The sequence below is a fragment of the Ensifer sp. ENS11 genome (assembly GCF_014851895.1).
Taxonomy (GTDB): domain Bacteria; phylum Pseudomonadota; class Alphaproteobacteria; order Rhizobiales; family Rhizobiaceae; genus Ensifer; species Ensifer canadensis.
Window position 1 is genome coordinate 132,688 of sequence record NZ_JACVAN010000003.1, and the last position, 20,531, is coordinate 153,218.

General features: G+C 62.9%; 21 protein-coding genes. 7 read left to right on the top strand and 14 right to left on the bottom strand.

The window, feature by feature from the left end; all coding sequences use genetic code 11:
- Positions 1-19: 19 nt before the first annotated feature.
- The 4 genes from IB264_RS07710 to tauA form a co-directional block, all read right to left on the bottom strand.
- Positions 20-406 carry a nuclear transport factor 2 family protein gene (locus IB264_RS07710; RefSeq protein WP_057212940.1) on the bottom strand — a complete coding sequence of 129 codons (387 nt, stop codon included), beginning with the start codon at positions 404-406 and terminating at the stop codon, positions 20-22.
- 158 nt (positions 407-564) lie between these two features.
- Positions 565-1,392: an ABC transporter permease subunit gene (locus tag IB264_RS07715; protein WP_025429459.1), complete on the bottom strand. Its 828-nt coding sequence runs from the start codon at positions 1,390-1,392 to the stop codon at positions 565-567.
- Positions 1,385-2,197 carry a taurine ABC transporter ATP-binding protein gene (locus IB264_RS07720; RefSeq protein WP_057212938.1) on the bottom strand — a complete coding sequence of 271 codons (813 nt, stop codon included), beginning with the start codon at positions 2,195-2,197 and terminating at the stop codon, positions 1,385-1,387. Before IB264_RS07720 ends, IB264_RS07715 begins: the two co-directional genes overlap by 8 nt.
- Positions 2,198-2,278: 81 nt before the next feature.
- Positions 2,279-3,298 carry a taurine ABC transporter substrate-binding protein gene (gene tauA, locus IB264_RS07725; RefSeq protein WP_057225534.1) on the bottom strand — a complete coding sequence of 340 codons (1,020 nt, stop codon included), beginning with the start codon at positions 3,296-3,298 and terminating at the stop codon, positions 2,279-2,281.
- A 152-nt stretch (positions 3,299-3,450) separates the two neighbouring features.
- Here tauA and IB264_RS07730 point away from each other — a divergent pair, with 152 nt between their 5' ends.
- Entirely contained in the window at positions 3,451-4,923 is a 1,473-nt protein-coding gene (locus tag IB264_RS07730; protein ID WP_057225552.1) for a PLP-dependent aminotransferase family protein, read from the top strand.
- Positions 4,924-4,969: 46 nt separating this feature from the next.
- Here IB264_RS07730 and IB264_RS07735 read toward each other — a convergent pair whose 3' ends face one another.
- Both IB264_RS07735 and IB264_RS07740 read right to left on the bottom strand, forming a co-directional pair.
- Entirely contained in the window at positions 4,970-5,161 is a 192-nt protein-coding gene (locus IB264_RS07735; protein WP_025429455.1) for a hypothetical protein, read from the bottom strand.
- Between the two features lie 104 nt (positions 5,162-5,265).
- Positions 5,266-5,943 (bottom strand): GntR family transcriptional regulator, encoded by a 678-nt coding sequence (locus tag IB264_RS07740; RefSeq protein ID WP_057210128.1) that lies wholly within the window; start codon positions 5,941-5,943, stop codon positions 5,266-5,268.
- Between the two features lie 180 nt (positions 5,944-6,123).
- Between IB264_RS07740 and IB264_RS07745 the strand changes: the two genes are divergently transcribed.
- The 5 genes from IB264_RS07745 to IB264_RS07765 are packed head-to-tail and all read left to right on the top strand — an operon-like array spanning position 6,124 to position 10,691.
- Positions 6,124-7,575 carry a M20 family metallopeptidase gene (locus IB264_RS07745; RefSeq protein WP_057210056.1) on the top strand — a complete coding sequence of 484 codons (1,452 nt, stop codon included), beginning with the start codon at positions 6,124-6,126 and terminating at the stop codon, positions 7,573-7,575.
- A complete protein-coding gene (locus IB264_RS07750; RefSeq protein WP_057210054.1) occupies positions 7,572-8,291 on the top strand; it encodes an ABC transporter permease in 720 nt (239 codons plus the stop codon). Before IB264_RS07745 ends, IB264_RS07750 begins: the two co-directional genes overlap by 4 nt.
- Positions 8,291-9,016 carry an ABC transporter permease gene (locus IB264_RS07755; RefSeq protein ID WP_057210052.1) on the top strand — a complete coding sequence of 242 codons (726 nt, stop codon included), beginning with the start codon at positions 8,291-8,293 and terminating at the stop codon, positions 9,014-9,016. Before IB264_RS07750 ends, IB264_RS07755 begins: the two co-directional genes overlap by 1 nt.
- On the top strand, positions 9,013-9,795 hold the full coding sequence (locus IB264_RS07760) for an ABC transporter ATP-binding protein (RefSeq protein ID WP_057210050.1): 783 nt from the start codon (positions 9,013-9,015) through the stop codon (positions 9,793-9,795). Before IB264_RS07755 ends, IB264_RS07760 begins: the two co-directional genes overlap by 4 nt.
- A 38-nt stretch (positions 9,796-9,833) precedes the next feature.
- Positions 9,834-10,691, top strand: a complete 858-nt coding sequence (locus IB264_RS07765) for a transporter substrate-binding domain-containing protein (RefSeq protein WP_192433251.1) — start codon at positions 9,834-9,836, stop codon at positions 10,689-10,691.
- Positions 10,692-10,785: 94 nt separating this feature from the next.
- Here the strand turns inward: IB264_RS07765 and IB264_RS07770 are convergent, their stop codons facing one another.
- Positions 10,786-11,598, bottom strand: a complete 813-nt coding sequence (locus IB264_RS07770; RefSeq protein WP_057210049.1) for a C1 family peptidase — start codon at positions 11,596-11,598, stop codon at positions 10,786-10,788.
- Positions 11,599-12,740: 1,142 nt separating this feature from the next.
- Between IB264_RS07770 and IB264_RS07775 the strand changes: the two genes are divergently transcribed.
- Positions 12,741-13,106: a hypothetical protein gene (locus IB264_RS07775; RefSeq protein ID WP_057210044.1), complete on the top strand. Its 366-nt coding sequence runs from the start codon at positions 12,741-12,743 to the stop codon at positions 13,104-13,106.
- 89 nt (positions 13,107-13,195) lie between these two features.
- Here IB264_RS07775 and IB264_RS07780 read toward each other — a convergent pair whose 3' ends face one another.
- From IB264_RS07780 to IB264_RS07810, 7 genes are all read right to left on the bottom strand, one after another.
- Positions 13,196-14,899 carry an aconitase X gene (locus IB264_RS07780; protein ID WP_057210042.1) on the bottom strand — a complete coding sequence of 568 codons (1,704 nt, stop codon included), beginning with the start codon at positions 14,897-14,899 and terminating at the stop codon, positions 13,196-13,198.
- Positions 14,896-15,897 (bottom strand): 4-hydroxyproline epimerase, encoded by a 1,002-nt coding sequence (locus IB264_RS07785; protein WP_025429445.1) that lies wholly within the window; start codon positions 15,895-15,897, stop codon positions 14,896-14,898. The genes IB264_RS07780 and IB264_RS07785 overlap by 4 nt, the downstream gene beginning before the upstream one ends.
- 14 nt (positions 15,898-15,911) lie before the next feature.
- Positions 15,912-17,162: an FAD-binding oxidoreductase gene (locus tag IB264_RS07790; RefSeq protein ID WP_057210041.1), complete on the bottom strand. Its 1,251-nt coding sequence runs from the start codon at positions 17,160-17,162 to the stop codon at positions 15,912-15,914.
- Positions 17,163-17,169: 7 nt separating this feature from the next.
- A complete protein-coding gene (locus tag IB264_RS07795; RefSeq protein ID WP_057210039.1) occupies positions 17,170-17,892 on the bottom strand; it encodes an amino acid ABC transporter ATP-binding protein in 723 nt (240 codons plus the stop codon).
- Positions 17,885-18,538, bottom strand: coding sequence for an amino acid ABC transporter permease (locus tag IB264_RS07800; protein ID WP_025429442.1), 654 nt, complete (start codon positions 18,536-18,538; stop codon positions 17,885-17,887). The genes IB264_RS07795 and IB264_RS07800 overlap by 8 nt, the downstream gene beginning before the upstream one ends.
- Before the next feature lie 12 nt (positions 18,539-18,550).
- The gene (locus tag IB264_RS07805; protein WP_025429441.1) at positions 18,551-19,216 is read right to left on the bottom strand and encodes an amino acid ABC transporter permease; all 666 of its coding nucleotides are present in this window, start codon (positions 19,214-19,216) and stop codon (positions 18,551-18,553) included.
- 342 nt (positions 19,217-19,558) lie between these two features.
- Complete coding sequence (locus IB264_RS07810) at positions 19,559-20,365, bottom strand: transporter substrate-binding domain-containing protein (RefSeq protein ID WP_025429440.1); 807 nt, start codon at positions 20,363-20,365, stop codon at positions 19,559-19,561.
- Positions 20,366-20,531: the final 166 nt, after the last annotated feature.

Below are 20,531 nucleotides of genomic sequence, written 5' to 3' on the forward strand. Positions count from 1 at the left end.
TTCCTGGCCTGGCTGGAGCTCAGTAGCGGAAGGGGGCCGCAATCAGCGGCCGGTTCTTGCGAAAGGCCTGCTTGCGGACGATCTTGCCGTCACGGAGCGTGAAGAGGTCGCAGCCTTCGGCCTCGATGCGGCTGCCGTCGGCGTTCGTGCCGGAGAAGGTCCATTCCGATACGGCCCGGTCTCCATGGACGAAATGGCTGTGGTGGGCCCAGTGAGCGTCCGGCATCGTCTGCCACACGCTGCTGAAGGCGGTCGCGATCTGCTCAGTGCCCTCGACCCGGGTGCCGTGCGCTTCGCTGCCGGCCACAGTGTTGAAGACGCAGTCTTCGGCGAAGAAGGACATGACGCCGTCGATGTCGTGCCGGTTGAAGGCGTCGAAGAGGTCGGATAGGTCGGTCGCGGTCATGGCTTGTGTTTCCTAAGCGTTTCAGGCGATGTTTTCGGGCATGGCTTCGCCGCGGCCGGGTGAACCGGCCGGATCGGCTTTGTTTGTGCGGTATGGGGTCCTGTTAGGACGGGGCGGCCATTAGCTCGGTGGCCGCGCCCCTGTTGAACGGTGCATCGTCACACCTTGCCCTTCCAGGGAATGAGCGCCTTCTCGAGACGCCGGATCAGGAGATCAAACGCAAAGGCGAAGACGCCGATGACGATGATGCCCATGATCACGGTGTCGCTGGCCAGGAACTCGGCGGCGTTGAGCACCATGAAACCGAGGCCCCGGTGGGCTGCGACCATTTCGGCCGCAACCAGCGTCGTCCAGCCGACGCCGATGCCGATGCGCATCCCGGTGAAGATCTCCGGCAGCGCCGCCTTGAGAATGACGTGGCTGATGACCTGGCGGCGGCTAGCGCCCATGGCATAGGCCGCATGGATCTGCTCGATCGAGACGGACCGCACACCGGCCCGGGCGGCGATCGCCATCGGCGCGAAGATCGCGAGGAAGATCAGGAACACCTTCGGAAATTCGCCGATGCCGAGCCAGATGATGATCAGTGGCAGGTAGGCGAGCGGCGGCAAGGGGCGGTAGAACTCGATGATCGGATCAAAGAGCCCGCGCATCACCCGGTTCACGCCCATGAGGATGCCGATCGGAACCGCGGTGACAAGGGCGAGCGCGAAGGCCCCGAGCACGCGACCGAGACTTGCCAGCGTATGCTGGGCGAGGGTCGAATTGGAGACGCCCTCTGTCAGCGCGATCACGAACTTGTCCCAGACCGCAAGCGGCGATGGCAAAAACAGCGGCCGTACCCATTGCATCTCGGTGACCAGCAGCCAGAGCGCCACCAGGGTCAGCGCTGTCAGCAGGCTGATATGTCCGCTCATGCCCTCGCCGGGGGCGCCGTAGATCCGGCCCGGCTTGACCGGCTTGGCTTTCGTCACGCGCTCAAGCATGGAGGAGCTCCGGGTTTCCGGATTGGCGTTCGTCGCCGTAGATGATGCTGAGGATCTGTTCACGCATGTCGATGAAGTCGCGACTGGATTTGATTGCACGGGCATTGCCTTCTTCCAGAAACCGTTTGTTGAAATCGAGCTCGTAGGTGTGGGTGATCCGTCCTGGTCGCGGCGACATGACGATCAGGCGCGACCCCAGGAACAACGCCTCCTCGACGCTGTGCGTGATGAAAAAGAACATCTTGTTGGTCAGCTGCCAGACTTTGAGCAGCAGTTCCTGGATGGTCTCGCGGGTCAGCGCATCGAGCGCCGCCATCGGCTCGTCCATCAAGAGCATCGACGGGTCGCAGCTCAGCGCCCTGGCGATGCCCACACGCTGCTGCATGCCGCCGGACAGGTGGTAGATCATGTGCCGGTGAAAATCCTGCAGGCCGACAAGAGCGAGGTTCTTGGAGGCGACCTCGTGGCGTTTCGCCTTGTCGACACCGCGCAGTTTCAGCCCGAATTCGGTGTTGTCGATGACATTGAGCCAGGGCAGCAACGCATGCTTCTGGAACACGACCCCACGGTCGGCACCGGGACCGGAGACGCGGCGGCTTCCAAGTGTGATTTCACCACCGCTCGGGGCCATGAAGCCCGCCATCAGATTGAGCAGCGTGGTCTTGCCGCAGCCCGAGGCACCGAGCGCGACGACGAAATCGCCGCTCTTGATTTCGAGGTTGACGCCCTTGAGCGCAATGACCGCCTCGTCCGAATAGAGACCAGGATAGGTCAGGCTCACATTGCTGACATTCAGAGTTTCCATTGTGCAGGCCTTTCGAGAAATGGCTGTTGAGTGGCGTTGGCGGCGCTCCTGACCGACCTTGCGATCAGGAGCGGGCGTCGGCTACTTCGAAGCTTCTTTCGCGTAGGCGCTGTTGACGTAGGGCGTGTAATCGTCGAGCGCCTTGTCGATTTGCTTCTGGTCGGCAAGGAATTTCGCGCTTTCCGACAGCGCGCGCACAGCACCGCCGCCGAGCCAGGTTTCGGACGCCTGCTCCTGCGCTGTCGGGAACGAGAGCAAGTTCAGCGCTTCGACGGTGCCGGCGCCATCGCCGCCGATGAGCTTGACGATGTTCTGGACCGGTGCGGAGTCTGCCGTCCAGCTTGCGCCGTTTGCCTTGTAGTCGGCGTAGGCTTCGGCCAGCACCTTGGTGAAGGCGGCCATGAACTTCGGATTTTCAGCTGCCCATTTCTTGTCGACCACCAGACCGTCGAAGGTCGGGACGCTCGCCGCGCCGATCGCTTCGGAGTCGGAAATCACCTTGCCGGTCTTCAGCAGTTCCGACAGGGCCGGAGGCCAGACATAGGCGGCATCGATATCGCCGCGCTGCCAGGCGGCCACGATCTGCGGTGGCTTCATGTTGAGGATGTTGACTTCGCGGGGATCGACCTTCCACACCTGCTCAAGCCCAACGAGAAGATGGAAGTGGGACGTCGAGACGAAGGGGACACCGACGGAGCGGCCGACCAGATCTTCCGGCTTTTCGATACCCGAGCCTTCGCGGGCGACCAGCGCTTCAGACTTGCCGATGTTATCGAGGATCCAGAACAGCTCGAGATCAACGCCGCGCGTTGCCGCCGCGGTGGTGCCGGTGGAGCCGATGACGCCGATCGGCACGTTGCCCGATGCAAGCGCCGTCGAGATATCGCCGCCGGAGCTGAACTGCCGCCAGTCGACGAGATAGCCAGCCTCTTTCGCGGCGGCGTCGAAGCGACCGTCGGCGATGGCGGCGATGAACGGGCCGACGATCTGCTGGTAGCCGATGATCACATCGGTCTCGGCGCGGGCAAGACTGGAGGTCAGGAGGCCGGCCGCAATCGTGGCCGCCCCCGCCATGGTTTTCAAGGCGTTGGAATAGAACATTTGTTTCCCTCTGGTTCCGACCCCGTTTTCGGGGTCTGTCGACTGTTATGCCGATCTCATTTTCGACCATAAGGGATAAAGCAGCTTTCCGGTTTGCTTTATAGCCAGATTGAAAGTTAGATAAGTCCAGATTGACCGATAGGGGATCGGACGTGGCACGCATTTCTGTTCCGGAAACAATCTTCTTCATCGACCGGGCGAGCCGTACGAGCCTGCAGGCGCAGATCCGCGAGACGGTCGTCTCCGCCGTGCTGTCAGGGCGGCTGCCGCCCGGTGCCCTGCTGCCGTCGACGCGCAAGCTTGCGAGCTATCTCAACATTTCGCGCCTCACCGTCACGCTTGCCTATCAGGAGTTGGCGACCCAGGGCTATCTCGATGCGGCCGACCGCAGCAGCTACCGCGTTGCCGACAAGCCGCCGTTCAACGTGCTTGATGCGGACGTGGCGTCGCCGGGGGCGGATGCGGTGGATTGGTCGTCTAAGCTGCGCTCGACCTTTCGCGTTGCCAAGCAGATGCGTAAGCCGCTCGACTGGCGGCGGTATCCCTATCCTTTCCTCTATGGCCAGATGGACCCGTCGCTGTTCGATCTCACCGCCTGGCGCGACTGTGCCCGGCGCGCGCTGGCGCGCGAAGATTTCGAACTGATGGCAGGCGATTTCGCCGCGTCTGACGATGTGCAACTGGTCAACTACATCTGTTCGCGCACGCTGCCGGGGCGCGGCATCCGGGCCAATCCCGACGAGATCCTGGTGACGGTGGGAGCGCAGAATGCGCTCTGGATCGTCATTCAGCTGTTGCTGCGGCGCGGGTCCCATGCCGTGTGCGAAAACCCCTGCCACCCGGATATGAGCGCCTCGCTGCAACTGAGCGGCGCAAAGGTGACGGTGCTTGACGTCGATGACGGCGGGCTGCCGCCGGCCAACTTGCCTGAGCACGTCGACGCCGTGTTCGTGACGCCGAGCCATCATTCACCGACGGGTGCGACCATGCCGATGGATCGCCGCGTCGCACTGCTCGAAGCCGCCTCAAGCAGGGACTTCGTCATCATCGAGGACGATTACGAGTTCGAGATGAGCTTTCTCGCGCCACCGTCGCCGGCGCTGAAGGCCTTCGACAGGAGCGGGCGGGTCTTTTACATCGGCAGTTTCTCGAAGTCGCTTTTCCCCGGCCTGCGGCTTGGCTATCTCGTGGCACCGGCTCCCGTCATCCGGGAGGCGCGGGCGCTCCGTGCCCTGATGCTGCGCCATCCGCCCGGCCACCTCCAGCGCACCGCTGCCTATTTTCTGGCGCTCGGTCACTATGACGCCGTGCTTCACAGGATGCGGGAAGAGTACCACCTGCGCCATCGGGTAATGGCAGACGCGCTCAACGCCAACGGGCTTAAGATCGCCGGTTCGGCAGCGTTCGGCGGAACCTCCTTCTGGATCGAAGGCCCTGACGGTCTCGATGCGGACAGGCTGATGGCCGATCTGCGGGAAGACGGGGTTCTGATCGAATCCGGATCGCCGTTCTTTCCGAACGACGAGGAAAGCTGCCGCTTTTTCCGCATGGGATACTCGTCGATCGGCAGAGATCGCATAGCCGAAGGCGTGAAGCTGACGGCAAGCAGAATGGCGCAGTCTTGAAACCGGTCCTCACTTCTCGCCGTTGCGGCCACCCGGCGAACGGTTGCTATCCGTTCGACAGCAGGGCCAGGATTTCTGTGCGATTGAGTTTTTTCCCGGTGGCGACGTCGAAAATCCGGAGCGCGATCTTGTTGGCGGGCGGGTCCGATTGCGTGCAGTTGTTCTGCGTGCACCACTCCGCCAGCGCCTCACGCATCTCTACGACATCGGTTACAGGCGGATTGCGTGTGTCTGTCATGGCTGAACCTCAATTTCGGCCCAAGCTTAGGTTCTGTGCGGTAGCGCCACAACTCTGAGAAATCAGGGGGATTCGGCGGTTTTGCCCCCAGAAAGCGCTGGGCGTCATGCTTGGCGCGCAACGCTTTCAGCTGGGGCAACATCCCCCGTCTGGCGGATATGCGCTTCGATCAGGCGTTTGAGGCCGGCGACATCGCGGGTTTCGAGCGCATCGACCATCATATGATGCTCGCGTGCGGACCGCTCGACGCGGGCTCTTGTGCGCCACTGCGAGACCGGTGCCGAAGAGGTGCGTTGGCGGATTTCGGAAACGAGGTCCACAAGCTCGTGATTGCCTGACAGAAGCAGCAGTTCGCGGTGGAAGGCGAGGTTGGCCTCGTAATGCTCCAGCACCGTGCCGACCATGGTCATCTGGTCGAAATGGCTGGCGAGTTGGCGCAGCCTGGCGATGCTTTCGGGCGTGGCCCGTTCCACCATCAGATCGGCCACCGCTGTTTCGAGGATGACGCGGATATCGCTGACTTCCTGCGCACGCCGGCCGTCCGGCTGATAAACGTGATAGCCGCGATTGGGCACGTGCTCGACCAGCCGCTTCTGCGACAGGCGGTCGAGGGCCCGACGAACCTCCGGCCGGGTGCAATCGTATCGCTTTTCGAGATCGATTTGCTTGAGCCAGGTGCCGGCTGGCAGCACGCCGGTCAGAATGTCCTCGAGAACGAGATCGGTGACGTCCCGCTCCTTGGCCGCAGTCTCGGTCACATCTTGCATTTCGGTCATGGACATTCCTGTTTGCTCAATTGTGAGCGGGCCGCGCGGGCTCGCCTTGTTCGCATAAGCGATCGTCTGTTTTTGCGTCTGCGATCGATACCGAAAATATCCATCGCCGCCCATTGCGCAATTTATTTTTGTATCCTAAATTGGCGCCAATTTTGGTAACTATCGCATATGGGACGCTGAATGCCAATGAAGAATACCGAACTCGTATGGTCGATCGTCGAGGAAAAGAGCCCGGAATTCTTCGAGCTTAGTGACCGCGTATGGGACAGTCCCGAAACCAACTACGAGGAGCTTCAGTCCGCGAGCGAGCATGCCCGCCTGCTTGAGGCGGAGGGGTTTCGCATCGAGCGCAATGTCGCCGGCCTGCCGACGGCGCTGATCGGCGAAGCGGGCGAAGGTGGTCCGGTGATCGCCATTCTCGGCGAGTTCGATGCGCTCCCTGGCTTGAGCCAGGTTGCCGGCCTTGCCGAAGAGCGACCAGTCGTGCCGGGCGGCAACGGCCACGGCTGCGGCCACAATCTGCTCGGCTCCGGCTCCATGCTCGCCGCTGCCGCGGTCAAGGATTACCTCAAGGCCAACGGCCTCAAAGGGCGCGTGCGCTATTACGGCTGCCCCGCCGAAGAGGGCGGTTCATCGAAGGGCTTCATGGTGCGGGCCGGCGCTTTCGACGATGTCGATATCGCCATCTCCTGGCATCCGGCCGCCTTTTCCGGCGTCAACAACCCGATCTCGCTTGCCTGCAACGAGATCAACTTCCACTTCTCCGGTCGCGCTTCCCACGCCTCGGCGACGCCGCATCTCGGCCGCAGCGCGCTCGATGCCGTCGAGCTGATGAATGTCGGCGTCAACTACATGCGCGAGCACATGCCGTCGAGCGCCCGCGTCCACTACGCCATCACCGATGCCGGTGGCGACGCGCCCAATGTCGTGCAGGCCCGTGCAACGGTGCGCTATCTCATCCGCGCCCGCACCTTGCCGGATCTGCTCGGCCTGATCGAGCGCGTCAAGAAGATCGCGCAAGGGGCAGCACTGATGACCGAGACGACCGTGCGCCACGAGGTGATCAGCGGCGATGCCAATCTCGTCGGCAATGCCCCGCTGGAAGCACGGCTCCACACCTGCCTCGAACATTTGGGTCCCGCCGCCTTCGATGCTGCCGACCTCGAAACGGCGCGAAAGTTTCAGGCGACCTATTCCCCCGACGATATCGCCGCGTCCTATGCACGCTTCGGCCTGGCGCCGCGCAAGGGGCAGCCGCTCTGCGACATGATCTACCCGCTCTATGGCGGCGACGGCAGCATCGTCGGCTCGACCGATGTCGGAACCGTAAGCTGGGTCGTCCCGACGGTTCAGATGCGCGGTGCGACCTATGCGATCGGCACGCCCGGCCATTCCTGGCAGTTGGTCGCGCAAGGAAAATTGCCGGCCGCGCACAAGGGCATGGCGCATGCGGCGAAAGCCATGGCGAGCCTTGCCATCGATCTGATGGCGGACCCAGAACTGGTGGCGGCCGCCAAGGCGGACCATCGCAGCCGTCTCGACGACACGCCTTTCGTCAATCCGATCCCCGATGACGTCAACCCGCCTCTTCCCTCGCGCGCGGCCGGGTCTGCGGAACTGGGAGTTCAAACCTTGTGACCCAGCCCGGTATCCTCGAACTCATCAGTTTCGGCCCCGGTGGCTGGGGGAACATCCTCCTTGCCGGTGCCATGATGACGATCCTGATCGCGCTGTCGGGCTATGCGACCGGTGCCGTCATCGGCGTACTCGGAGCCTGGGCCAAGGTGAGGGGCGGACCAGGGACGCGCCTCGCTGCCGACGTCTACACGACGGTGCTGCGCGGCATTCCCGATCTCTTGGTGATCTATCTGCTTTATTTCGGCGGCTCCGCTGCAATCTCCGCCGTCGGACATCTCTTCGGCGCTGAAGGCTTCATCGGCTTTCCCGGCTTCCTTGCCGGCATGCTTGCGGTCGGGATCACCTCGGGCGCGCAGCATACGGAGGTCTTTCGTGGTGCCTTCAGGGCGGTTCACCCCGGAGAGATAGAGGCGGCGATCGCCTGCGGCATGCCACGGTGGCTCCGGTTCCGCCGCATCGTCGCGCCGCTGACCCTCAGGCATGCGCTGCCGGGCCTCGGCAACGTCTGGCAGGTGGTGCTCAAGGAGAGTGCGCTGGTCTCGATCACCGGCGTCGCCGAACTCTTGCGCCAGGCGCAGATTGCTGCCGGCTCCACCGGGCTGCCCTTTGATTTCTACCTGATTGCCGGCGGCATCTATCTCATGATCTCGACGGTATCGAGCACCGTCCTGCATCGGGCCGAGCGTCATTTCAGCCGCGGCGTGAGGAGAAGCTGATGGACTGGACCTTCCTTCAGGAAACCTTTGTCAGCCTCGTTTCGGCTGTTCCCATGACGCTGTTGCTGGCGGCAAACTCGATTGCCCTCGGCGCGATCCTGGCAGTCGGCATCGCTGTCGCCCGATTTTCGGCTACCGCCCCCTTGCGCTGGCTGGCGCAGGCCTATGTCTTCGTCTTTCGCGGCACGCCGCTGCTCGTGCAGATCTTCATCATCTACTACGGTCTCAGCCAGTTTCCGGCCATCCGACACAGCCTGCTTTGGCCCGTGCTCAGGGAGCCATACTGGTGTGCGGTCCTGGCGCTGGCGCTCAACACCGCTGCCTATGCCAGCGAGATTGTCCGCGGCGGCCTGCTTTCCGTGCCCTTTGGACAGGTGGAAGCGGCAAGGGCATGCGGCATGTCGCGCTTCATGATCTTCCGGCGCATCACGTTGCCGCTCGGCGTCAGGCAGGCGCTGCCCGGCTACGGCAACGAGATGATTTCGATGGTCAAGGCGACCTCACTCGCATCGATCATCACCCTGATGGAAGTGACCGGCGTTGCGGCGCGCATCATCTCGGAGAGCTACCGCGCGATCGAAGTGTTCGTCGTCGCCGGCGCCATCTATCTCACCATCAACTTCCTGCTCACCCGCCTGGTGCAGCTCGTCGAGTTCCGGCTGAGCCCGCATCTCAGGCAGCCGGTTGCGGTGCTGCCCGCCATCATCGAAGGAGAAGCGCATTGAGTTCGCCCGCGTCGTCCATTGCGCCCGTCGCCATCAGCGTTCGGGACATCCACAAGAGCTTCGGTCCGATCGAGGTCTTGAAAGGCATCTCGCTCGACGCGCGCGAAGGCGAGGTCGTCTCCATCCTCGGCTCGTCCGGTTCGGGAAAATCGACACTGCTTCGCTGCATCAATATGCTCGAAACGCCGGATCGTGGCGAGGTCACGGTCGCGGGCGAAACGATCGAGATGCTTGCTGCCGGCAACGGCAAGAGCCGTCCGAGGGATCGTGCCCAGGTGGATCGCATCCGCTCACGGCTCGGCATGGTGTTCCAGAGCTTTAATCTCTGGTCGCACAAGACGGTGCTGGAGAACGTCATCGAGGCGCCGATCCATGTGCAGAAGCGCCCTCGCGCCGAGTGCCTCGAAGAGGCTGAAGCCCTTCTCGCCAAGGTCGGGATCGCGGCCAAGCGCAATCATTATCCGGCGCACCTGTCCGGCGGCCAGCAGCAGCGCGCGGCAATCGCCCGCGCGCTGGCGATGCGTCCGGCCGTGATGCTGTTCGACGAGCCGACATCGGCGCTCGACCCGGAACTCGTCGGCGAGGTGCTGCGCGTCATGCGTGCGCTCGCCGAAGAGGGACGCACGATGCTGGTCGTGACCCATGAAATGGGGTTCGCCCGCGATGTCTCCAGCCGGGTCATTTTTCTTCACCAGGGTCAGATCGAGGAAGACGGTCGACCGGACGAGGTATTTGGCAACGCCAAATCCGAACGCTTCCGTCGGTTCATCAAGGCGTGAACCGGCGGCTCTAACCACTCAAAAAAGGGGAACTACCAATGAACCACACCAAATCGACAATGAAGGCCCTGTGCATCGCGACGATGATGTTCGCCGCCAATGGCGCGCATGCGGAAAACAAGACCTGGACACATGTGACGATCGCCACCGAAGGCGGCTTCAAGCCTTACAATTTCACCAAGCCCGACGGCACGCTTGACGGCTACGAGATCGAGCTCAGCAAATACCTCTGCACCCATATGAAGGTCGAGTGCGAGATCAGCGTCCAGAACTTTGACGGCATGATCCCGGCGCTGAATGCCGGCAAGTTCGATGCGATCATTTCCGGGATGTCGGCAACAGCCAAGCGCGAGCAGGTTATCGATTTCAGCGACTCCTACGGTTCGACCGGCCAGGCCTTCGCCACGCTGAAATCCGGTCCGCTCGCATCACTGCCTGAAAAGGGCGTGGTGTTTTCGCTCGCTTCGAACGAGGCAGGTACTACCGCCGAGATCGAGAAGTTGAAGCCGCTGCTCGAAGGCAAGACGATTGGCGTCCAGATCGCCTCGACCGGTGCCGCCTTCGTTGACAAATATCTGAAGGGCGTCGTCGAGGTGCGCGAATACAAGACGACCGAAGAGCACGATCTCGATCTCGCGGCTGGCCGCGTCGACCTGGTAATGGCCTCGATGGCTTACCTGACGACGGCTTCCGAAAAGCCGGGCAATGAGGACATGACCACCACCGGTCCCCGGTTCCAGGGCGGCTTTCTCGGTCGCGGCAGTTCCGTCGGCCTGCGCAAGACGGATCCGGAGCTGAAGACACTGTTCAACGAGGCGATTGCTGCCGCTAAGGCGGACGGCACGATCAAGACGCTTTCGGAAAAGTGGTTCGGTTTCGACGTCACGCCGCGATAAACCACACGACGATTTCGCCTTTCACCGGACGCCGCCGCACATGATCGCGGCGGCGTCCGGATAGCGTGCGTGAGGGAAGCTTCGCTCCTCTGGCTTAGCTCGTCACATACATGGCCTGGCCCTGTGCCAGGTACTGAAACAGCTCGTAGCTCATCCAGATGTAACCGCCGCTGCCGTTCCATTGGCAGCCCCAATCCGGTCCGAAGCTGTTCTGGATGAGGATCGCCTGCTGCGCATCGTCGTAGCCGATGATCAGCATGCAGTGGCCGACAAGCTTGCCGTTGGCGCCCCGCACCTTGTCGAGCGGCCCCGTCAATGGCCCAGGGCCGCTATAGCTCATGAAGCCGGAATTGAGGGCCGTGCCGTAGCACAGAGCACCACCATCAGCGATGATGGCCTTGATCGCGTCGAGATCCGATGTTTCGACGATGGCCCAACCGGGGATCTGGAAGCTGGTATCGGCGGTGGCGTCGGGGTCGTAGCTGGACCAAAGTTCGGGGCAGTTGGGGTAGTAGGGGGCCGTCGCCCAATTGGGCGTGCCGCCCTGCTGCAGGATGTTGAGGTAGGACGCCAGATTCGAGCCGCTGCACGTCTTCTGACCATCGTTGATCATGACCTCGATATAGATGTTGGCGGGGCTTGCCTGTTGCGACGCGCCCGACGGCGTCTGGCCGGATGCGGCGGCCGCCGTGTAGGTCGCAAGACCATAGGTAGACGCCCAGGCTGCACAGCTGCCGGGACTGCCGACATGCTGAGCCGTGCCCTGCGCCTGCGGTGGTGGCAGATATTGGGCGTTAACGGTTGCTGAAGCCGGTGGCGCGCCTGTCGTCTTGGGCCGAATGGTGCGCCCGACCTCGACGATGGTTGGATCATAACCGAAATCCAGGAATGCCTGGTGGAGAGACATGAGACCTCCTTTTGGCCGGACCCTTCTGCCGGGCCAGGCACGTGTGTTGACGAAGGGATTTTTGTCGGCCGTCTGGCCATGCTTTGCACGATGATGTCTTGACTGCGATGCTCGGCATTGCGGCGTGGTGACCCGGCCTGAGAGCAAGGACCTCTCGGTCGAAACTTCCGGTAGATCATCAAATCGGACTTTGAAAACGAAAGCTGAGGCCGGCTCCGGATAAATTGCCCTTGCTCCGGTCGGCATGGCCGCCTGCGACCATGTGGCTGCACGCAGTGGTAGAATACAGCCATGGCCACCGAGAGCAGTACCCTCAGTTTGAAGGGGTACCGGCGAGCATTTGCTCGTATGGTGTAAACATCGTGTTGGCCGTTCGATATTGGATCGAATCCCAAGGGAGAGGAGCCCCCCTGGTCGCAGATACTTTAACCGCGATAGTCGTCGCGCTGGACGATCTCGAAGAGGGGCTTTCGCCGTAACCCGGGTTGTAAAGCTGCAAATATTCGCCGTGATCGTTGCCGCTAGGCAGTGCTTGGTACCCCCATCATCATTCGCGGAATATGCCCTTGTAGTAGGCTCCGTTCCTCGGAGGAGGGTGGTTTACGACAACGGTGGGACGCTTGCCTCTTGCTGGAGTAGTGGCGGTTTTCGCCGGTACATCGGCATTGCGCGTTGAGCGTTCTTTGGGTGTATTTGCGGCTGCGGCGGGGTCCGTTGCGCCAATGCCGATCGTAAATCCCACGAATGCAATGACTGACAGTCCGCTGAGCAATCTGTGCATTTTTCCAACCTCATGTTGCCAGAGCCTCTCCGGTTCAAACGGAGCCGCAGAAACGCTCTATCTCCTTATTTCCAAGCATTTCCTGCCGGAAAACGGCTTCGCACTTTTGCTGGAAATGCGCTCCGCCACGGTGAACGATCGCATGGGCCCGCGTCTGTCGTGTGACGCTTGCCGCGTACTCTACCGCTCGCAGTAGCCGGTGCAGGATCAGCACGACCCGCCAATCCGGATCCTCACTCGGAAGTGGTACGCTTTGCAACCCAGCATGTCACAGCGTTCGACCGCATTCTATTCTGGGTCGGCTGAACTCGAGGTGATCAAGTGTTAAGCTCGCTGCCCCGAGGGGACGGAGGCGAGTGCGATGCTGCGCGCAGATCAAGGCGATCAGGGGCCCTTCTGGACACGGCCCATTCCGGTGGGGCAGGCGGAACTCTGCCCGTCCGTTCTCGATGAGATCGATTCCAACGGTGGCAGAACCGGGTTCCGCGGTTACGTCCTGCAGATCTTCGATGCGCCGGGCGCGCGACCTTCGGGCATTCTCGAAATCGCGCTCAATCGAAAGCAGCGCCGCGCCTGCGGCGTCTACGAATGCGAGGCATCCGACACTGCCTCTTGGACGGAGCACGCCGTTCTAACGACCGATCCAGTCTGGTTTGCGGCTTCGACGCCTCAGGAGGCTGCAAACGTGTTGTTCCAAACCCTGGTCGACCGCGCACCTGATCTGTAGGCGTAGGAGAGCCCTCCGCAGGCATCGCGGTTGCCTCAAGGAAAGTCATTCCGATCACGATACCTGCCGGCTTCTTGTCGGCGGTTCCGTTACCGGCCTGCCGGGGAGAGCCAAATCGGCAGCCGTGCTTGAACGCGCCCGGTCAGCGCAGCCGTCACGCAATCGGCAAGGTTTCCGAGGCGCACCGCACGGCCGGAGAGGCCGGGGCCGTAATGGGCATATTTGCCGGAATTGGTCATCAGCGCGCGGGTTCGCGTCGGGAACACCGGTTCAGAGATCGAGCACCAACAGAGGTCGGGCAGGACCTGCACACCGCTTGCCTCCAGGGCGGCAAGTGTCCCTTCCGCCCGCGCAGCGGCAATCACCTGATGGCCGGCCGTAACGATCACCGCTACATCCCCGTGACGTTTGCGACCGGCAAGCGCTGCCGCCAGAGCCCGACATTCGCTCAGCGAGGCGTGGGGGCTGCCGATGGCGACCAGGTCCACATCCTCCGGTCCGTCGTTCAACAGGGTCCAGGCGGCCGCCATCTCGGCGCGGGTGATTGCAACAGTGCCAGCTTCGCTTGACGCAGCACCTTCCGCCTCCGGCGTGACACCTTCAATGTGCAACATCGGCGCTGCCGATGTGGTGCCGAAGGCAGCGCACAGCGCCTTCAGGTCGTCGGACGAAGGCTTTGCAGCCGCGAGGCCACGCAGAAGCGGGATGCAATCGGGTGCAGCCCGCCCAGCGAGATAGCCGATGAGCGGCCAGAAAGCGTCGTCCACCCCTTCAGGCAACTCCACGTCGATGACGCGGCTGGCCTTGCGGTGTTCGTCGAGATAGACGCCGGAGAGCGGCGCGCGGCCGGTCAGCGCGATGCAGAGGTCGAGGAAATCCGGATGCTTCGCGGTGCGGGCGCCGAGCACCGTATTGGCGTAGATGACGGCGTTGGATTCCGCCCAGGCGATTGCCTCTCCGGCCTCAGGCGCGCTGTCGAGCAGATAGGGGGAACAGGTGAAGGTCGGACGGCAGCCCATGCGGACATAGGCGTCGGCCAGCCGCGCGGCCGGATCGCCGAACGAGGCCGGCACCCCCTGCGCCTGCCAGTTGGCGCGGTCGACAGAAATGGCGTTCATTGTCGTCGGCAGCCGGACCCGCGCGCCCATATCCGCCATTTTTTCGGCGAAGGTGAGATTGGCAGGGCTGGCATAGATGCAGCCGTCGATATGCCCTTGCGTCACGCTGACGAGGCGTGTTGCGCCCTGCTGCGCCGCCATGGCGCAGATGATGCGCATCGCGACCTCAACCGCAACCCCGTCGCGGCCATCCAGCATGGCGAGGTCCGCTTCATCAAGATCGAGCGCCGCGGTCGCAAGCGGTGCGATTTCGATCGTCAGGCCGTCGGCCTCGATCGCCGTATCGGTGATGCGCGCGGTTTTTGCCTCCGCCAGCGCTGCGAAGGCATCGGACGAAAGGCGCAGGACGGGCAGCGGCTTGCCGAACATCTCGGCTGCAATCAGCGCGCCGAGGGTTAGCACGTCCTCGGCTTCGGAAAAGACAAGCGCGGCCGGCGCACGACCGGTCAGCGCAAGATCGAGCAGCACGCCCGAGCCGGTGCAGGAGCCCCGGCTCGACGGCATCATCAGGATACTGCCCGTGAGACAGGTCCCGTGCAGTGGGTGGTGAACATCGATCACCGCTCCGGTCGCCGGATCGACACCACCCCAGAAGCTCAGCGCTTCCGGTGCGGCAACGATCGGCCCCTCGGCCGTGCCGCCAAGGATACTGCGAGCGGAGAATGGATTGTTCATTTTACGACGAAGCCGTGGGCGAAGGGATCGCGATCATCGATGAAGATCGTGTTGATACCGGTCATGCGCGCCCATCCGGCGATCGAGGGGATGATGGCATCGCGGTCGGCGACCTTGGTCGCGGCCTCCACCCGACCCTTGAACAGCGAGCCGATGATCGATTCATGCACGAATTCGTCGCCGACCTTCAGCTTGCCCTTGGCGGCAAGCTGCGCCATGCGCGCCGAGGTGCCGGTGCCGCAGGGCGAGCGGTCGATGGCCTTCTCGCCGTAGAACACGGCGTTGCGGGCATGCGCCTCGGCTTGCGTCGGCTTGCCCGTCCACTGGATGTGGCTGAGCCCCTTGATCTCCGGGTGCTCGGGATGCACGAACTCGTACTTCGCGTTCAAGGCGGCGCGCAGTTTCGGGCTCCAGCCGATCAGCTCGCCGGCCGTGTGGTCGGCCATATCGCGAAAATTCTTCTGCGGCTCGACGATGGCGTAGAAGTTGCCGCCATAGGCGACGTCGACGACGATCTCTCCGAGGCCCTCGACTTCGGCCGTCAGTCCCTCGGCATAGAGGAAGCCGGGGACGTTGGTCAGGCGCACTTCCTCGACGAAGCGGCCCTCCTGGCGATAGCTGATGTCGACCTTGCCGGCAGGCGCGTCGATCGACAGCTTGCCGGGCTCGCGCGGCGTGATCAGTCCGTTCTCGATCGCCATGGTGATCGTGCCGATGGTGCCGTGGCCGCACATCGGCAGGCAGCCGGAGGTCTCGATGAACAGCACGGCGACATCGCAATCGGGCCGTGTCGGCGGATAGAGGATCGAGCCGGACATCATGTCATGTCCGCGCGGCTCGAACATCAGGCCGGTGCGGATCCAGTCGAATTCTCTGAGGAAATGGGCGCGCTTTTCCAGCATGTTGGCGCCCTCAAGACGAGGACCGCCGCCGGAAACGAGGCGGACGGGATTGCCGCAGGTGTGCCCGTCGATACAGGAGAAGGTGTAGGTGGCCATGGTCGAAACCTCTGTCAGAACCGTTGAGGCGAGAAGGGGGCGATGTCAATCGTCGGAGCCTGGCCGGTCAAAAGATCCGCGACAAGCCGGGCGGTGCCCGCCGATTGGGTCAGGCCGAGATGGCCGTGACCGAAAGCGTAGACGACCCGCGATGTCGCGCGGGCGCGGCCGATGGCCGGAAGGCTGTCGGGCAGCGACGGGCGGAAGCCCATCCACTGCACGCCACCTTCGGGCTTGAGCCCCGGCAGGAAGGTTCGTGCCTTCTGCAGCATGGCTTCGGACCGGCGGTAGTTCGGCGGCAGTTGCAACCCGCCGAGCTCGACTGCGCCGCCGACACGGACACCGGTCGAGAGCCGGGTGACGACGAAGCCATGGCCGCCGAAGGTGACCTGCGTGCGCAGGTCGAAGGCGTCTGCCGGCAGCGTGGTGTTGTAGCCGCGCTCGGTTTCGAGCGGGATGCTCTCGCCGAGAGATTTGGCAATCCGGTGGGAGAACGCACCGGCCGCGAGCACGACCTGTGCCGCCCGCCGCGTCGCGCCACTTGTGGTCCGAATTTCGACGCCGCCATCGATTGGCGCCAGGGCCGTAACGTCGGCGCGCTCGATCGCCCCGCCCTTGGCGCGGAAGTGTTCTGCCAGCGCCAGCGTATAGAGCTTCGGGTCGGCAATGGAAAACCAGCCCGGCGTAAAGGTGCCATGGGTGAAGCGGGGCGCCAGACCCGGCTGGATCTCAGCCATCTCGGCTGCGCCCATATGGCGGAATTCGATGCCATGGTCCGCACGCGCCCGCCATCCAGGCAGCGAAGCCTTGAGTTCGGCTTCGCTTTCATAGACCTGAAGATTGCCATCCTTGCGCAGCATCGGCAGGGTGCCGGTTGCGGCAAGGAACGGCTCCAACTCGACCTTGGAGAGGTCCATCATCGCCGTCTGGGCGGCCGTCGAATGCGCCACCCGCTTTGGCGAGCAGGCGCGCCAGAAACGGAACATCCACGGCGCGATCTGCGCGGCGTAGGCCGGCGGGATGCTCAGCGGCCCGAGCGGGTCGAGCAGCCATTTCGGCGCCTTCTTGAGGATGCCGGGCGAGGCGAGCGGCAGGATGTCGGTGAAGGCGAAGGCCCCGGCGTTTCCCGCCGAGGCTCCAGCTGCCGGGCCTTCCCGGTCGAGCACGGTGACCGAAAGCCCCCGTGCCTGGGCCGCTATCGCGGCGGAAAGGCCGACAACGCCGGCGCCGATGACGATGACGTCAGGCTGAGCTGCATCCTTCATGATCGGCTCAATGCGTCGCTGCCAGGAACTTCTGCAGTTCCGGATCCTTCGGCGCGCCGAACAGCTCCTCCGGCGGGGCGATCTCGGCCATCACGCCCTTGTGGAAGAAGGCCACCCGATCGGACACTTCGCGGGCGAATTTCATCTCGTGGGTGACGCAGATCATCGTCATGCCTTCGGAGGCGAGCATGCGCAGCGTGTCGAGCACTTCGCCGACGAGCTGCGGGTCGAGCGCCGAGGTCACTTCGTCGAACAGCATGTAGGCCGGGGACATGGCAAGGGCGCGGGCAATCGCCATGCGCTGCTGCTGGCCGCCCGACATGCGGTTGGGATAGACCGAAAGCTTGTCGCCAAGGCCGACATGAGTGAGCTGTTTTACGGCCATGGCCTCGGCCTCGGCTTTCGACTGACCCAGCACCTTGCGCGGTGCGAGCATAACGTTTTCGAGCACGGTCAGATGCGGGAAGGCGTTGAACTGCTGGAAGACGATGCCGAGCTTACGGCGCAGCTTGTTGAGGTTCGTCGCTTTTGCATGCACATCGGTGCCGTCGACCACGATTCGTCCGCCGTCTATGGTCTCGAGCCCGTTGATGCAGGTTAGCAGCGTTGACTTACCCGAACCGGAGCCGCCGATGATGGTCAGGACTTCGCCCTTCTTCACGGTGAGGTCGATACCCTTCAGAACTTCCAACGGGCCGAAGGATTTGCGAACGTTTTCAATCTCAATCATTGGGGGACCACCGTTTTTCGAGATACCCACCAAGCCGGGCGATGGGGAAGCTGATGAGGAAATAGATTGCACCACAGATCAGGAGAATGAACAGCGGTTCCTGCAGGCGGGTGACGAGAATCTGCGAGGCGCGCAGAAGCTCGATCAGACCGAGCCAGAGCACGAGTGCCGAGTCCTTCATGACGCCGAGCGTGAGGCCGATCCAGGACGGAAGCGAAACGCGGGTGGCAAGCGGCGCCACGATGTAGCGCATGTCCTGCCACCAGGTCATGCCCAGCGAGCGTGCCGCGCGGCGTGTGGTCGGCGGCACCGACGAGATGCCGCCGCGCACGATCTCGGTGCAATAGGCGGCCGTGTAGAGCGACAGCACCACGCAAGAGGTCGTGAACGGCCCCCAGCCCATTTTGGCGATGGACTGGAAGGCATTGGCCAACACGAGCTGGATCAGGAGCGGAACGGAGCGAAACACGTCGAGCACGAAGGTCAGCGGCGCCGACCAGTAGGGGCCGGCTTGAACACGGATCACCCCGAAGAGGATGCCGAGCAGCGTACCGGCGGTAACCGAAACGGCGGTGACGGCGAGCGTCATCGCCGCACCCTGTGCAAGGAAGGCGAGATCACTCCAGGTGAGGGCGGTATTGAACATCTCTCACCTCTCTCAGTAACGGAACATGCGCGAGGCGATTGCTCGGGCAGCGAGGGTCACGGCCTTGGCGATCACGTAGTAGATCACGGCTGCCAGGGCGAAGAATTCGAAGGTGCGGAAGGACCGGGCGTTCAGTTCCTGGGTGATGCCGGCGAGGTCGGTGTTCATGCCGACGGTGACGCCGAGTGAGGTCATCAGGATTGCCCAGACCATCTGGTTGGTGGTCGGCAGGAAGGCGACGCGCAGCATCTGCGGCAGGATGATGTAGCGGAAGGCCTGCAGCGCCGTCATGCCGAGCGAACGGCCGGCACGGGTCTGCGTATCCGGGATCGCTTTCAGGGCGCCGCGGAAGTTTTCAGCCAGATAGCCCGCATTGTTGAAGGCAATGCCGACGAGCAGCGCCGTGTAGGGGCTCAGATGGATGCCGAAATTGCCGAGGCCGAAATGGGCCATGTAGATCTGGAACAGCGCGGGGGTGTTGCGCGCGATCTCGATCCAGGCGGTGGCAAAGCCACTGAGGATGCGATTGCCGGACAGGCGGAACCCGGTCAGGGCGAGCGCGCAAATGACGCCGATGAGCATCGACAGCAGCGCGATCTGCAGCGTGACCAGCGCGCCGTCAAGCATTTGCGGCAATGCTTTCAGCGCCTGGTTCCAGTGGAAGGAGTAATTGAACATCGCCGTCTCACCTTTTCGAAAATGAGTGGTACCAACCTGCGCTGATATTGGCCGATTGCGCCGGAGCGATTTTAGCTTCCGGCAAGCAGACAACCGCAACCGGACCAGACGGTCCGGTGAGGATTGTCGACGCGGTCCGGGGGCCAAAAGCGCCCGGCCCTTCGGGTGGGCCGTGTGTCGGCCACCGGCAGTGTCGCAATCCTCGACCGATGCCAAGGCATCGCTCTAAGGTCCGCTCCTTGCCGGATGACCGCACACGGTCCCACGCAATCGGTCAATATCAGCGCAGGTTGGTACAACGGCGCGAGACGTTTGCCTCGCGCCGCCAGAGAAACGGACAGATTAGCGGTAGACGCCGTTCACCGCCAGCGAAGGCAGTTCGCCGCCGACCCACTTCTCGTAGAGTTCGGCATAGCGGCCGGTGCGGACCTGCTGGTTGATGAAGAGGTTGAGGTAGTTGATGAGGCCGTATTCTTCGCGGTTGGTGAAGAGAGCCACGTAGTCGATGTCGAACGGCGCCTTGCCGACAACCGAGATACCGGCGAACTTGCCGGTCTTCACGTTGGCCTGCGCCACGGTCGAGGTCGACACCGTTGCGTCGATCTGGCCCTGGCTAAGCGCGAGGAAGACGTCGGCCTGCGTCTGGTAAGGACGGAATTCGCCCGCACCCCATTCCTTGACCTGCTTTTCCAGCGCGATCGCTTCGAAGGTGCCGGCGGTGGCGCCGACGACCTTGCCCTTCATGTCCTCGAAGGACTTGATGCCGGTCTTGTCGTTGGCGGTAACGGCCATTTCGAAGGCGAAGTAGGGAACGGTCATGCCGACGGTCTTGGCACGCTCGAGCGTATCGGAGGTCGAGGCGACGCCGACGTCAACGCGGCCGGACATCAGCGCGGGAATGCGCTCGGGGAAGGGAGTTTCGACGATCTCGGCCGTGACGCCCAGCGCCTTGGCAAGGTCGTTGCAGTAGTCGACGTCGAAGCCGACCGGATTGTTGTTCTCGTCGCGAGAACCCATCGGCGGGAAGTCGAGAACCACTGCGCAACGCAGCGTACCCGAGCCGATGATGTCATCCAGCTTGTCGGCGTGGGCCGGGCTGGTCAGAGCAGTGGCGGCAACGAGGCCGAAGGCTAGGACCGAGGTCTTCATTTTTCTCTCTCCCTGAATTGGTGCGCCGTTTGACGGCGAGCGCAATATTCCGCGTTGGAGAGCGTAAATCAACTTAAAAATACAAACAGTATACAAAAAGTATATGATCGTGACGTCATTGGCCCGCAGGGATCCCATTTGTTTCGCAAAATGGGGTCCCTGCGCA

Excerpts from the sequence above, each read along its gene's own strand:
- IB264_RS07710 (WP_057212940.1), bottom strand. The coding sequence starts at position 406 with ATGACCGCGACCGACCTATCCGACCTCTTCGACGCCTTCAACCGGCAC.
- IB264_RS07715 (WP_025429459.1), bottom strand. The coding sequence starts at position 1,392 with ATGCTTGAGCGCGTGACGAAAGCCAAGCCGGTCAAGCCGGGCCGGATC.
- IB264_RS07720 (WP_057212938.1), bottom strand. The coding sequence starts at position 2,197 with ATGGAAACTCTGAATGTCAGCAATGTGAGCCTGACCTATCCTGGTCTC.
- tauA (WP_057225534.1), bottom strand. The coding sequence starts at position 3,298 with ATGTTCTATTCCAACGCCTTGAAAACCATGGCGGGGGCGGCCACGATT.
- IB264_RS07735 (WP_025429455.1), bottom strand. The coding sequence starts at position 5,161 with ATGACAGACACACGCAATCCGCCTGTAACCGATGTCGTAGAGATGCGT.
- IB264_RS07740 (WP_057210128.1), bottom strand. The coding sequence starts at position 5,943 with ATGTCCATGACCGAAATGCAAGATGTGACCGAGACTGCGGCCAAGGAG.
- IB264_RS07745 (WP_057210056.1), top strand. The coding sequence starts at position 6,124 with ATGAAGAATACCGAACTCGTATGGTCGATCGTCGAGGAAAAGAGCCCG.
- IB264_RS07755 (WP_057210052.1), top strand. The coding sequence starts at position 8,291 with ATGGACTGGACCTTCCTTCAGGAAACCTTTGTCAGCCTCGTTTCGGCT.
- IB264_RS07765 (WP_192433251.1), top strand. The coding sequence starts at position 9,834 with ATGAACCACACCAAATCGACAATGAAGGCCCTGTGCATCGCGACGATG.
- IB264_RS07770 (WP_057210049.1), bottom strand. The coding sequence starts at position 11,598 with ATGTCTCTCCACCAGGCATTCCTGGATTTCGGTTATGATCCAACCATC.
- IB264_RS07775 (WP_057210044.1), top strand. The coding sequence starts at position 12,741 with ATGCTGCGCGCAGATCAAGGCGATCAGGGGCCCTTCTGGACACGGCCC.
- IB264_RS07780 (WP_057210042.1), bottom strand. The coding sequence starts at position 14,899 with ATGAACAATCCATTCTCCGCTCGCAGTATCCTTGGCGGCACGGCCGAG.
- IB264_RS07785 (WP_025429445.1), bottom strand. The coding sequence starts at position 15,897 with ATGGCCACCTACACCTTCTCCTGTATCGACGGGCACACCTGCGGCAAT.
- IB264_RS07790 (WP_057210041.1), bottom strand. The coding sequence starts at position 17,162 with ATGAAGGATGCAGCTCAGCCTGACGTCATCGTCATCGGCGCCGGCGTT.
- IB264_RS07795 (WP_057210039.1), bottom strand. The coding sequence starts at position 17,892 with ATGATTGAGATTGAAAACGTTCGCAAATCCTTCGGCCCGTTGGAAGTT.
- IB264_RS07800 (WP_025429442.1), bottom strand. The coding sequence starts at position 18,538 with ATGTTCAATACCGCCCTCACCTGGAGTGATCTCGCCTTCCTTGCACAG.
- IB264_RS07805 (WP_025429441.1), bottom strand. The coding sequence starts at position 19,216 with ATGTTCAATTACTCCTTCCACTGGAACCAGGCGCTGAAAGCATTGCCG.
- IB264_RS07810 (WP_025429440.1), bottom strand. The coding sequence starts at position 20,365 with ATGAAGACCTCGGTCCTAGCCTTCGGCCTCGTTGCCGCCACTGCTCTG.